The 12956-nt window shown below is 66.4% G+C and carries 11 protein-coding genes; 8 read left to right on the top strand and 3 right to left on the bottom strand.

All coding sequences use genetic code 11. The annotated features are described in order from the left end of the window. Nucleotides 1-4: 4 nt before the first annotated feature. Nucleotides 5-1702 carry a thiamine pyrophosphate-binding protein gene (locus tag AC1RVY_RS20250; protein ID WP_218341242.1) on the bottom strand — a complete coding sequence of 566 codons (1698 nt, stop codon included), beginning with the start codon at nucleotides 1700-1702 and terminating at the stop codon, nucleotides 5-7. Between the two features lie 94 nt (nucleotides 1703-1796). Between AC1RVY_RS20250 and AC1RVY_RS20255 the strand changes: the two genes are divergently transcribed. Continuing rightward, nucleotides 1797-2516 carry a GntR family transcriptional regulator gene (locus AC1RVY_RS20255; RefSeq protein WP_492807922.1) on the top strand — a complete coding sequence of 240 codons (720 nt, stop codon included), beginning with the start codon at nucleotides 1797-1799 and terminating at the stop codon, nucleotides 2514-2516. Nucleotides 2517-2531: 15 nt separating this feature from the next. On the opposite strand, the gene glpK is transcribed toward AC1RVY_RS20255, so the two are convergent. Next, a complete protein-coding gene (glpK, locus tag AC1RVY_RS20260; protein WP_492807924.1) occupies nucleotides 2532-4025 on the bottom strand; it encodes a glycerol kinase GlpK in 1494 nt (497 codons plus the stop codon). Between the two features lie 161 nt (nucleotides 4026-4186). Beyond that, the gene (locus AC1RVY_RS20265) at nucleotides 4187-4951 is read right to left on the bottom strand and encodes a DeoR/GlpR family DNA-binding transcription regulator (RefSeq protein WP_218296821.1); all 765 of its coding nucleotides are present in this window, start codon (nucleotides 4949-4951) and stop codon (nucleotides 4187-4189) included. 189 nt (nucleotides 4952-5140) lie between these two features. Here AC1RVY_RS20265 and AC1RVY_RS20270 point away from each other — a divergent pair, with 189 nt between their 5' ends. The 7 genes from AC1RVY_RS20270 to AC1RVY_RS20300 all read left to right on the top strand — a co-directional run bounded on the left by AC1RVY_RS20270 (nucleotide 5141) and on the right by AC1RVY_RS20300 (nucleotide 12942). Then, nucleotides 5141-6220: an ABC transporter ATP-binding protein gene (locus tag AC1RVY_RS20270; RefSeq protein WP_218296822.1), complete on the top strand. Its 1080-nt coding sequence runs from the start codon at nucleotides 5141-5143 to the stop codon at nucleotides 6218-6220. A 1-nt stretch (nucleotide 6221) separates the two neighbouring features. After that, on the top strand, nucleotides 6222-7298 hold the full coding sequence (locus AC1RVY_RS20275) for an ABC transporter ATP-binding protein (protein WP_492807925.1): 1077 nt from the start codon (nucleotides 6222-6224) through the stop codon (nucleotides 7296-7298). Then, nucleotides 7295-8191: a carbohydrate ABC transporter permease gene (locus AC1RVY_RS20280; protein WP_218296824.1), complete on the top strand. Its 897-nt coding sequence runs from the start codon at nucleotides 7295-7297 to the stop codon at nucleotides 8189-8191. Before AC1RVY_RS20275 ends, AC1RVY_RS20280 begins: the two co-directional genes overlap by 4 nt. Beyond that, nucleotides 8184-8996: a carbohydrate ABC transporter permease gene (locus tag AC1RVY_RS20285; protein ID WP_218296825.1), complete on the top strand. Its 813-nt coding sequence runs from the start codon at nucleotides 8184-8186 to the stop codon at nucleotides 8994-8996. The genes AC1RVY_RS20280 and AC1RVY_RS20285 overlap by 8 nt, the downstream gene beginning before the upstream one ends. 12 nt (nucleotides 8997-9008) lie before the next feature. Next, entirely contained in the window at nucleotides 9009-9317 is a 309-nt protein-coding gene (locus tag AC1RVY_RS20290; RefSeq protein ID WP_218296826.1) for a DUF2160 domain-containing protein, read from the top strand. 114 nt (nucleotides 9318-9431) lie between these two features. Then, entirely contained in the window at nucleotides 9432-11162 is a 1731-nt protein-coding gene (locus AC1RVY_RS20295; RefSeq protein ID WP_492807927.1) for an ABC transporter substrate-binding protein, read from the top strand. Nucleotides 11163-11349: 187 nt separating this feature from the next. After that, complete coding sequence (locus AC1RVY_RS20300; RefSeq protein WP_492807929.1) at nucleotides 11350-12942, top strand: glycerol-3-phosphate dehydrogenase/oxidase; 1593 nt, start codon at nucleotides 11350-11352, stop codon at nucleotides 12940-12942. Nucleotides 12943-12956 lie beyond the last annotated feature (14 nt).

A 12956-nucleotide genomic window follows, 5' to 3' on the forward strand; every position in this document is an offset into this window, starting at 1 on the left:
GGCCTCAGCCCATCCACTGGCTCACGGGCACGGCCGTGTCCTGCAGTTCCTGCGAGACCACATCGACCAGCGCCGGGCCGTCGTGCAGGAGGGCCGCCCTGATGGCGCCCTCGAGGTCGGCGGGGTCCTCCACCTGCCAGGCCTTCACGCCGAAGGCCTCGGCCACGCGCGCATGGTGGGTGCGGTTGAAGTCCACGGAGAAGTAGCGCCCGTCGTAGCCGGTTTTCTGGCTGGCCTTGATCCAGCCATAGACCGCATTGGAGAACACGATCATCTTCAGGGGCACGTTGCGGCGCACGATGGTCTCCAGCTCCCCGCAGGTGAAGCCGAAGCTGCCGTCGCCCATGACGGAAACCACCACCGAGTCCGGCTGCCCGAACGCCGCGCCCACGCCGGCCGACATGGCGAAACCGAGCGCGCCGTGCGCCCGGTTGGTGATGAAGTGGCGCCCTGATTGCGGTGCGTTGAAGTAGGCGGTGAAGTAGGGGCAGGGCGTGCCGGGGTCGGCCACCACGATGGCGCGGGGCGGCAGCAGCCGGTTGAGCACGTCCACCACGCGCTCGGGCTTGATGGGGCGGTCCAGCGATGCCGCCAGCGGTGCGAAGAAGGCCTGCTTGCGGGCGCGTGCCTCGCCGGCCAGCGCCCTGCCATCGGCCGCGTGGGCGGGGCGGCGCCCGATGCGCGCCTGCACCGCGGCGTGCAGCGCCTGCAGGCCGAGCAGGGCATCCCCGACCAGCGCCACGTCGGTGCGGTAGTTGGTGCCGATGGTCATCGCATCCACGTCAAGGTGCAGGATGGTGACCTTGCGGGACGGCATCTGCCAGTGCTCGGTGGTGGTGGAGCCCGCGCGCGCGCCAATGAACAGGACGAGGTCGGCCTGCGCCACCACGGCGCGGGTGGCATCGATCCCGCCATTGGTGCCGACCACGCCCGCGTTCAGCGGGTGCGTGTCGGCCAGGCTGCCCTGGCCGCTCACGCTGGTGCAGACCGGCGCGTTGAGCAGCCTGGCCAGGGCGTCGAGCGCCGCGCTGGCGCCAGCGATCACCACGCCGCCGCCGCAGATGAGCACGGGCGACGTGGCCGCCACGAGGCGGTCGGCGGCCTCGTCCACCGCCGCGGGGTCGGGTGCCGAGCGGTGGGCGGGAAACTGGCCATGCCCTGGCTGCGCCCACACCTCCGCGGGGTCGATGGCATGTTTTTGCACGTCGTAGGGCAGGCAGATGTGGGCCGCGCCGGGGCGGCCCGTGGTCATGGCACGGAAAGCACTGCGCACGGCATGCGGAATCTGGTCCACCCGGTCGATGGTGGTGTTCCATTTGGTCAGGGGGCGGTAGAGCGCCTGCTGGTCGAGTTCGGTCAGCGGGAACTTGCCGCGCGCGCCCACCGACACATCCGAGGTGATGCCCAGCACCGCCACGGAGGACTCGTTGGCCTCCACCAGCCCGGGCAGCAGGTAGGTGGCGCCCCCGCCGCTGGGGCCCTCGCACACACCCACCTTGCCGGTCACGCGGGCGTAGGCGTCGGCCATGTAGCCGGCGCTGCGCTCGTCGCGGGTGAGGATGTGGTCGATGCCGTGGTCCAGGCGCGCCAGGGCGTCATAGAACGGCAGGCTGGTGTCGCCGCACAGGCCGAAGATGTGCTTCACGCCGTTGTGCTGCAGCATGCGCACCATCGCATCGGCGCCATTGAAAGGGGTCGTCATGTCGGAGGGCCTTCGTCGGGTTGGGGTGATTCGCGAGAATTCATTTAAGTATACCTAAATGAATTCTGAAAGAGCGCGTGCACAATACACCCCCATGACAGCCCCCATTGCCAAGATTCGCCGCGAGAGAGGTTCCAGCGTCTACAACACGCTGCGGCACATGGCGATTGCCTACCAGTTCAAACCCGGAGAGCGCCTGAGCGAAATCGAGCTGGCCGAGCGCTTGGGCGTGAGCCGCACGCCCGTGCGCGAGGCCCTGGGACGGCTGGTGACGGAAGGGTTCCTGCAGCCGGCCACGCGGGGCTACATGCGCCGCCCGCTCGACGTGCAGGAAACGCTGGACCTGTATGAAGCGCGCGTGGCGATCGAGCGCGAATGCATGCGGCTGGCGATCGAGCGGGCAACGGACGCCCAGGTGGAAGAGGCCCGTGCCTACCTGGAGGAGAGCCGGCGCGTTCCCGCCGCGGCTGCGGTGCAGCGGCTGGTGGAGCTGGACGAGGGTTTTCACATGCGCATCGCGGACATGGCGGGCAATTCCGAATTGCGGCGCATGCTGCTGAGCCTCAATGAACGCATCCGGTTCATCCGCTGGATTGACATGGAAAACGTCGGGCGCGATTCCACCCAGCATGAGCACCAGGACATCCTGCAAGCCCTGCGCGCGCGGGACCCGGCCCTGAGCGAGCGTCTGCTGTCCGCGCACATCGCATTGCGGCGCGACCAGATCGTGGACGCGATCACGCGGGGGCTGGCGCGCATCTACCTGCCGCAGGAGCAGGCGCAGCCGCCCGGGGCCATGCCGCCCGCGGCCTGAAGGCGGTGAGCCTGCCTATGCGGCCGTGGTCTGCCGCACGGCGTGTTCCCAGTTCGCCATCAGCTCCTGCGCGCGCGCGCTGCCCAGCGTGGGAACGAAGCGGCGGTCGGCGCGCCACAGCTGCGAGAGTTCGTCCGTGCTGCGGTACACGCCGCTCGACAGCCCCGCCAGATAGGCTGCACCGAGGGCCGTGGTTTCGATGACGGCCGGGCGCACCACCGGGATGCCCAGCAGGTCGGCCTGGAACTGCATCAGCAGGTCGTTGATGCAGGCGCCGCCGTCCACGCGCAGCTCGCTGACCGGTGCGCCGCCGGCGACCACGGCATCGCGGCTCATGGCCAGGAGCAGGGCGGCGCTCTGGTAGGCGATGCTTTCCAGCGCTGCGCGGGCCATGTGGCCCAGCGTGGTGCCGCGCGTGAGGCCCGTGATGGTGCCGCGCGAATCGGGCTTCCAGTACGGGGCGCCCAGGCCCGTGAAGGCGGGCACCATCATCACGCCGCCCGAGTCGGGCACGCTCTGCGCCAGCGACTCGACCTCGTTGCTGGTGGAGATGGCGCGCAGGCCGTCGCGCAGCCACTGCACCACGGCGCCGCCCACGAAGACACTGCCCTCCATGGCGTATTCGGGCGCCGTGCCTGCCTGCGCCGCGCTGGTGGTGAGCAGGCCGTTCTGGCTGGTCTGGAACACGCCCCCCGTGTGCATCAGCATGAAGCAGCCGGTGCCGTAGGTGTTCTTGGCCATGCCGGCCGTGAAGCAGGCCTGGCCGAACAGCGCGCTTTGCTGGTCGCCCGCCACGCCGCCGATGCGGATGGAGTGGCCCAGCAGGTCGGGGGCGATGTCGCCAAAGTGGGCGCTCGACGGCAGCACTGCGGGCATCAGCGCCCTGGGAATGCGCAGCAGCGCCAGCAGCTCGTCGTCCCACTGGTTGGTGTGCACATTGAAGAGCATGGTGCGCGAGGCGTTGCTCACGTCCGTCACATGCACCTGGCCATGGGTGAGTTTCCACATCAGCCAGCTGTCCACCGTGCCAAAGGCCAGGTCGCCGCGCTCGGCGGCTTCGCGCGCACCGGGGACATGGTCCAGCAGCCACTGCAGCTTGGTGCCCGAGAAGTAGGCGTCCACCAGCAGCCCGGTCTTGGCCTGGATGGTGGCTGCGTGGCCTTGTTCGCGCAGCTGTGCGCAGGCGGGTTCGGCACGCCGGTCCTGCCAAACGATGGCGTGGTGCACGGGCTGGCCGGTCCTGCGGTTCCACAGCACCGTGGTCTCGCGCTGGTTGGTGATGCCCACCGCGCGCACGGCGCTCGCCGCTATGCCCGCCTTGGCAAGCGCATCGCGTGCCGTGGCCAGCTGGGTGCGCCAGATCTCCAGCGGGTCATGCTCGACCCAGCCGGGCTGTGGGTAGATCTGCGGCAGCTCCAGCTGCGCCTGCGCCACGATGTGGCCGCCTTCGTCAAAAACGATGCTGCGGGAGCTGGAGGTGCCTTGGTCGAGGGCGAGCAGGTAGGTCATGGTGACGAGGGGCTCCGAAATGTATGAATCCACGTAAGTGTCCACGGCGGTCGATCAGCGCGCGGCCCAGGCCAGCGGACGCCGAGCAAGGGCCGCCCCGCAGCGAGGGCGTCGTCCCCCACCGGGGGAAGGCGCCGCAGGCGACTCAGGGGGGCCTTCTGTCATGCAGCGACCGTGCAGATGACCTCGGCGTCCTGGAGCAATACGGGAAAGGGCTCGGGCGGTGGCGCATCGGTGAACAGGCGGTCGATCTGCTGCAGCGTGGCCAGCTGCACCATGGCCGGGCGGTTGAACTTGCTGTGGTCGGCCGCCAGCCAGACCTCGCGCGACTGCTCGATGATGGTTTGCGCCACCTTCACCTCGCGGTAGTCGAAGTCGCGCAGCGAGCCGTCTGGCTCGACGCCCGAGATGCCGATGAGCGCGATGTCCACCTTGAACTGGCGGATGAAGTCCACCGCCGCCTCGCCCACGATGCCGCGGTCGCGCGCGCGCACCACGCCGCCGGCCACGATGACCTCGCACTCGGGGTTGCCGCTCAGGATGGCAGCCACGTTCAGGTTGTTGGTGATCACGCGCAGGCCGCGGTGGTGCAGCAGCGCCTTGGCGATGGCTTCCGTGGTCGTGCCGATGTTCAGGATCAGCGAGCAGTCGTTGGGCACCTGTTCGGCCACGGCGCGCGCTATGCGTGCCTTGCCTTCGGCATGCAGCGTCTCGCGCTGGGTGTGGGCCAGGTTCTCCACCGTGGAGCTGGGCACGCGCACGCCGCCATGGAAGCGCGTGAGCAGGCCGGACTCGGCCAGGCGCTGCACATCGCGGCGCACGGTCTGCAGCGTCACGCCCAGCGTGTCGGCCAGTTGTTCGACCGTGGCGGACTTGCGCGCGCGGACTTCTTCGAGAAGCAGCAGTTGTCGGGGGTTCGTATTCACGCGAATCAATGGTCTGAGGATTGGAGATACTTTAAATCGAACAAAAAGGAACCTGTTAAGGGTAAACCTTGATTCAATACGATCAAAAAAGAACAAAAATGAACGCAATCGAAACGAGGCGTTTTGCTGCGTGCGCGGCAGGGAGCCAGATCCACCCGGCCCTCAGGGGCCCATTAGAAAGGTTGCGTGATGCAGCTGGCACTGGACAGCATCAGCAAGAAGGTTGGTCCGCAGACCTGGCTCCATGACATGAGCCTGGCGCTGCACAGCGGCGCCGTGACGGTGCTGCTGGGCGCCACGCAGGCAGGCAAGACCAGCCTCATGCGCATCATGGCCGGGCTGGACACGCCGACCGCGGGCCGCGTGACGGTCGATGGCGTGGATGTGACCGGCATGCCCGTGCGCGACCGCAACGTGGCCATGGTGTACCAGCAGTTCATCAACTACCCCTCGATGAAGGTGGCGGCCAACATTGCGTCGCCGCTCAAGCTGCGCGGCGAAAAGAACATCGACGCCCGGGTGCGCGAAATCGCCAGCCGCCTGCACATCGACATGTTCCTGGACCGCTATCCTGCCGAGCTGTCGGGCGGGCAACAGCAGCGCGTGGCGCTGGCCCGCGCCCTGGCCAAGGGTGCGCCCCTGATGCTGCTGGACGAACCCCTGGTGAACCTGGACTACAAGCTGCGCGAAGAGCTGCGTGAAGAACTGACGCAGCTGTTTGCTGCCGGCCAGTCCACGGTGGTCTATGCGACCACCGAGCCGGGCGAGGCCCTGCTGCTGGGCGGCTACACCGCCGTGCTGGACGAGGGGCAGCTGCTGCAGTACGGCCCGACGGCGGAGGTGTTCCATGCGCCCAACTCGCTGCGCGTGGCGCGTGCCTTCAGCGACCCGCCCATGAACCTGATCGCCGCATCGGCAACCCCGCGTGGCGTGCGCCTGGAGGGCGGCGTGGAGCTGGCCGTGCCGCTGCCGCAGGGTGTGGCCACGGCCGCGGGGCTCACCGTGGGCGTGCGCGCCAGCGCGCTGCGCGTACATGCCCGCCCTGATGACATCAGCGTGGGGGGCGTGGTGGAGCTGGCCGAGATTTCCGGGTCCGACACTTTCGTGCACGCCACGACGCCCTGGGGTGACCTGGTCGCCCAGCTGACGGGGGTGCATTACTTCGAACTGGGCACGCCCCTCACGCTGCATCTGGACCCGGCGCAGGCCTATGTGTTTGGCGCTGACGGCCGGCTGGCATGGGCGCCCGCGCGCCAGGGAGGGCGCTGAAATGGCTCGCATTAGTCTGGATCTGGCGCATTCCTACAAGCCCAACCCGCAGCAGGACAGCGATTACGCGCTGCTGCCGCTCAAGATGGAGTTCGAGGACGGCGGTGCCTATGCGCTGCTCGGCCCCTCGGGCTGTGGCAAGACCACCATGCTCAACATCATGTCGGGCCTGCTCGTGCCCTCGCACGGCAAGGTGCTGTTCGATGGCCGCGACGTGACGCGCGCCAGCCCGCAGGAGCGCAACATCGCCCAGGTGTTCCAGTTCCCCGTGATCTACGACACCATGACGGTGGCCGAGAACCTGGCCTTCCCGCTGCGCAACCGCAAGGTGCCCGAATACCAGATCAGGCAGCGCGTGGGCGTGATCGCCGAGATGCTGGAGATGAGCGGGCAGCTCAACCAGCGCGCGGCCGGCCTCGCGGCCGATGCCAAGCAGAAGATATCGCTGGGCCGTGGCCTGGTGCGCGCCGATGTGGCGGCCGTGCTGTTCGACGAGCCGCTCACGGTGATCGACCCGCACCTCAAGTGGCAGCTGCGGCGCAAGCTCAAGCAGATCCACCACGAACTCAAGCTCACGCTGATCTATGTGACGCACGACCAGGTCGAGGCACTGACCTTTGCCGACCAGGTGGTGGTGATGACGCGCGGCAAGGCGGTGCAGGTGGGCTCGGCCGACGCGCTGTTCGAGCGGCCCGCACACGTGTTTGTGGGCCACTTCATCGGCTCGCCCGGCATGAACTTCCTGCCCGCCCAGCGCGATGGAGCCGCGTTGTCGGTGGCGGGCCACCGCCTGGCCGCGCCGGTGGACCGCGCCCTGCCCGAAGGTATGTTGCAGGTGGGCGTGCGGCCCGAGTACCTGGCCCTGGCCGAGCCCGGCCAAGCCGGTGCGTTGCCCTGCACAGTGGTGCAGGTGCAGGACATCGGTACCTACCTGATGCTGACCGCCAAGGTGGGTGAGCACACGCTCAAGGCGCGCTTCAGCCCGGAAGCACGGCTGCCTTCCGCGGGGGATGCCGTCTGGCTGCAGGTGCTCGGTGAGCACACGTGCTTCTATCAAAACGAGGAGCTGTTGGCATGAGCACCACCACCAAGCCCGTGAACCAGAAGGCCTGGTTCCTGATCCTTCCGGTCATCATCTGCGTGGCTTTCTCGGCCATCCTTCCGTTGATGACGGTGGTGAACTACTCGGTGCAGGACATCATTTCGCCCGAGCGCCGGGTGTTCGTGGGCACCGAGTGGTTCGCCGCCGTGATGCGCGACGAGGAGCTGCACGCCGCGCTGTGGCGCCAGATCACGTTCTCGCTGGCGGTGCTGGCGGTGGAGATCCCGCTGGGCATCCTGCTCGCGCTGTCCATGCCCGCGCAGGGGTGGAAGTCGTCCGCCGTGCTGGTGGTGGTGGCGCTGTCGCTGCTGATTCCCTGGAACGTGGTGGGCACCATCTGGCAGATCTATGGCCGCGCGGATATCGGCCTCATGGGGCGCCTGCTGCAGGAGGCGGGCATCGAGTACAGCTACACCGGCAACGCCGCGCATGCATGGCTCACGGTGCTGCTGATGGACGTGTGGCACTGGACGCCGCTGGTGGCGCTGCTCGCCTTCGCCGGCCTGCGCTCCATCCCGGATGCGTATTACCAGGCCGCCCGCATCGACGGTGCCAGCAAGTTCGCGGTGTTCCGCTACATCCAGCTGCCCAAGATGCGCGGCGTGCTCATGATCGCGGTGCTGCTGCGCTTCATGGACAGCTTCATGATCTACACCGAGCCCTTCGTGCTCACGGGTGGCGGGCCGGGCAATGCCACCACCTTCCTGAGCCAGTACCTGACGACCAAGGCCGTGGGCCAGTTCGACCTGGGTCCCGCCGCAGCGTTCTCGCTGATTTATTTCTTCATCATCCTGCTGCTGTGCTTCATCCTCTACAACTGGATGCAGCGCGTGGGCACCGCCAGCAACGAAGGGGCCGGCCATGAATGAAAAACGCTTCCACAAGCGGTCGGTGTTCCTGATCGCCTACCTGGTCTTCGCCGTGCTGCCCATCTACTGGATGGTCAACATGAGCTTCAAGACCAACGCGGAGATCCTCTCGACGTTCTCGTTCTTTCCCCAGAACTTCACGTGGGACAACTACAAGACCATCTTCACCGACGAGTCCTGGTACTCGGGTTACATCAACAGCCTGATCTACGTGGCCATCAACACGGCGATATCGCTGACCGTGGCGCTGCCGGCGGCCTATGCGTTCTCGCGCTACCAGTTCCTGGGCGACAAGCATGTGTTCTTCTGGCTGCTGACCAACCGCATGACGCCGCCGGCCGTGTTTTTGCTGCCGTTCTTCCAGCTCTACACCACCGTGGGGCTGATGGACACGCACATTGCCGTGGCGCTGGCGCACCTCTTGTTCAACGTGCCGCTGGCGGTGTGGATCCTGGAAGGCTTCATGAGCGGCATTCCGCGCGAGATCGACGAGACGGCCTATATCGATGGCTACAGCTTTCCGCGCTTTTTCATGACGATCTTCCTGCCGCTGATCAAGGCCGGCGTGGGCGTGGCGGCGTTCTTCTGTTTCATGTTCAGTTGGGTGGAGTTGCTGCTGGCGCGCACGCTGACCAGCGTGAATGCCAAGCCCATCGTGGCCACCATGACGCGCACGGTGAGCGCGAGCGGCATGGACTGGGCCACGCTGGCCGCCGCCGGCGTGCTGACCATCGTGCCGGGTGCCATCGTGATCTGGTTTGTTCGGCACTACATCGCGAAGGGTTTCGCGATGGGCCGGGTTTGAGGAGATATCGCCATGTTTGAGTGGATGGCTTGGACGCTGCCCGTGGCGGTGTTCTTCATTTGCATCGTGCTGATGCTGATTGGCATGACGGTGTGGGAGATCAAGTCGCCCACGACGATGCGCAAGGGCTTTTTGCCGCTGGAGACGACGCGCGGTGATCGGCTGTTTATTGGGCTGTTGTCAGCGGCCTACGTGAATCTGATTTTTGTGGGCATCAGCGGCAAGCTGGCCCAGTGGTTCAGCCTTCAGGGCGATCCTTCGATCTGGATCAGCTTCGTGCTGTCGATGGCGCTGCTGGCGCTGATCCTGCGCAAGGGGTAGCGCGTTCGCAGGCAGCTTTCATTCCGTTGGTTCCCGTCGCGCGGCTCAACCCTTCCCCGGAGCCGGGCGACCCTTGCATCCAAAAGGGGAGATGACTATGAGGAGACAGGCACTATGAAGACGCGGTACACAGCGCTGGCATTGGCAGTTGCGGTCATGACGGGCCAGGCCGCCATGGCGGGCGAGGCGGAAGCCAAGAAGTGGATTGACAGCGAGTTCCAGCCCTCCACGCTGAGCAAGGACCAGCAGATGGCCGAGATGAAGTGGTTCATCGAAGCAGCCAAGAAGCTGCAAGCCAAGGGCGTGAAGGAAATCTCGGTGGTGTCTGAAACCATCACCACCCACGAATACGAATCCAAGACGCTGGCCAAGGCGTTCGAGGAAATCACGGGCATCAAGGTCAAGCACGACCTGATCCAGGAAGGCGACGTGGTCGAGAAGCTGCAGACCTCCATGCAGTCCGGCAAGTCGATCTATGACGGCTGGATCTCGGATTCGGACCTGATCGGTACGCACTACCGCTACGGCAAGATCATGAGCCTGACCGACTACATGGGCGGCGCGGGCAAGGAATTCACCAACCCCGGCATCGACCTCAAGGACTACATCGGTACCAAGTTCACGACTGGCCCGGACGGAAAGATGTACCAGCTGCCCGACCAGCAGTTCGCCAACCTGTACTGGTTCCGCGCCGACCTGTTCGACCGCAAGGACATCAAGGACAAGTTCAAGGCCAAGTACGGCTACGACCTGGGCGTGCCGCTCAACTGGAGCGCCTATGAGGACATCGCCGAGTTCTTCACCAACGACGTGAAGAACATCGACGGCAAGCCCATCTATGGCCACATGGACTACGGCAAGAAGGACCCTTCGCTGGGCTGGCGCTTCACGGATGCATGGCTGTCCATGGCGGGTACGGCGGACATTGGCGCGCCCAACGGCCTGCCGATCGACGAATGGGGCATCCGCGTGGCCGACGACAAGTGCACGCCCGTGGGCGCCTCGGTGGCCCGTGGCGGCGCTACCAACTCGCCTGCGGCGGTCTACGCGCTGACCAAGTACGTGGACTGGATGAAGAAGTACGCGCCCAAGGAAGCCACGGGCATGACCTTCGGCGAAGCCGGCCCCGTGCCCGCCCAGGGCCAGATCGCCCAGCAGATCTTCTGGTACACCGCCTTCACGGCCGACATGACCAAGCCCGGCCTGCCTGTGGTGAATGCCGACGGCACGCCCAAGTGGCGCATGGCCCCCGGCCCGAACGGCCCGTACTGGAAGCAGGGCATGCAGAACGGCTACCAGGACGTGGGCAGCTGGACCTTCTTCAAGGACCACGACGCCAACAAGACCGCCGCTGCCTGGCTCTACGCCCAGTTCGTGACGGCCAAGACCACGTCGCTCAAGAAGACCATCGTGGGCCTGACCCCGATCCGCGAGAGCGACATCCAGTCCAAGGCCATGACCGACATGGCGCCCAAGCTGGGTGGTCTGGTGGAGTTCTATCGCAGTCCCGCCCGCGTGGCATGGTCGCCCACCGGTACCAACGTGCCCGACTACCCCAAGCTGGCACAGCTGTGGTGGAAGAACGTGGCGCAGGCCGTCACGGGTGAAAAGACGCCCCAGGGCGCCATGGACACGCTGGCCGACGAAATGGACCAGGTGATGGCCCGTCTGGAACGTGCCGGCATGGCGCATTGCGCCCCCAAGCTCAATCCGAAGAGCGACAACGCCAAGTGGCTGAGCGACAAGCAGGCGCCTTGGGCCAAGCTGGCCAATGAGAAGCCGAAGGGCCAGACGATTGCGTACGGCACGCTGCTGCAGGCTTGGAAGGACGGCAAGGCGCGTTGAGACCCTGAGGCGGTCGCTTCTTGACGACTGATGCCACCGGCAGCCAGGGCTCACAAGGTCTCTGGCTGCTTTTTTACTCCATGCCGCCCCCCGGAGTTCCTTCCCCTTGGGCGGTTTCTCATCCCGGAAGTGCCAAGAATTCAAGGGTAAACCCTTAATTCTTGTTCCGCCCATGGACAATCACCCCATGACCATCGCCACTGCCCCCCTCCCTACGCGACGCGCCGACCTGCTGGCCCGTCTGGCCCAGCCGCACCACTACGACCTTGCCGTGATTGGTGGCGGGGCGACGGGGCTGGGAGTCGCTCTGGATGCTGCGGCGCGCGGTTTCAGCGTGGTCCTGGTGGACTCGCACGACTTCGCCAAGGGGACCTCGTCCCGTGCCACCAAGCTGGTGCATGGCGGTGTCCGCTACCTGGCCCAGGGCAACATCGCGCTGGTGCGCGAAGCGCTGCACGAGCGCACGACCTTGCTGCACAACGCGCCGCATCTGGCCCAGCCCCTGCCTTTCGTGATGCCCTCGTACCGTTTCTGGGAGACGCCTTTTTATGGCATCGGGCTCATGATGTACGACGCCCTGGCCGGAAAAGCCGGACTGGGTGCCACCCAGTTCCTGGGCCGTGCGCGCACCCTGGAATGCCTGCCCACGGCCCGGACGGAGGGGCTCAAGGGAGGGGTCAAGTACTGGGACGGGCAGTTCGACGATGCCCGGCTGGCCCTGGCGCTGGCGCGGACGGCGGCGGGTCTGGGCGCCCTGGTGGTCAACTACTGTCCTGCGCGGGCCCTGGTCCACGAGGCGGGAAAGGTGGCGGGCCTTGTCTGCGAGGACGCCGACAGCGGCCAGCAGTTCACGGTTCGCGCCCGCACCGTGGTGAATGCCACCGGCGTGTGGGTGGATGCCCTGCGCCAGATGGACGGCGAGGCCATTGGCCGCCCCGTCAAGCCGATCGTGGCGCCAAGCCAGGGTGTGCACATCGTGGTGGATCGCGAGTTCCTTCCCTCCGACCATGCCCTCATGGTGCCCAAGACGGCCGATGGCCGGGTCCTGTTTGCAGTGCCCTGGCTGGGCAAGCTCATTCTGGGGACGACGGACAGCCCGCGCCAGGACATCGTGCGGGAGCCGGAGCCTTTCCACGAGGAAGTCCAGTTCATCCTGGAAGAATCGGCGCGCTACCTCACCCGCGCCCCCAAGATCGGGGACATCCGCAGCATCTGGGTGGGCCTGCGTCCCTTGGTGAAGCCGCAGGACGACGATGGCGACAACACCAAGAAAATCAGCCGCGAGCACACCGTCCTGGCCAGCCGCAGCGGCCTGATCACCGTGACCGGTGGCAAATGGACCACCTACCGCGCCATGGCTGAAGATGTGTTGCAAAAATGCTTCACCACGGGCCTGCTGCCCGAAAAACCCGCGGGCGTGACCAATCATTTGCCCCTGGTGGGAACGCCCCCGGGGCCTGTGCGGCACCGCATCAGCGATGCCCAGGGGCTGCACTCCTATGGCAGCGAAGCGGCGGCCGTTCAGGAAATGCCGGGTGCACAGACGGATCTGGGCGGCGGCCTGACGGAGGCGATGGTGCGGTTCGCGGCGCGGCATGAATACGCCCGCACGGTGGAAGATGTGCTGGCGCGCCGCTGCAGGCTGCTGTTCCTCGATGCCCGCAAGGCCATTGAACTGGCGCCCGCCGTCGCTGACCTCCTGCAGGAGGAACTGGGTTCGGACCCTCGTCTCGGCGACTTTCTGGCGCTGGCGCAACAGTATCTGCACGCCCCTGGCTGATGCGGCGCTTGACT

The organism is Acidovorax sp. GW821-FHT11A03 (genome assembly GCF_058809075.1).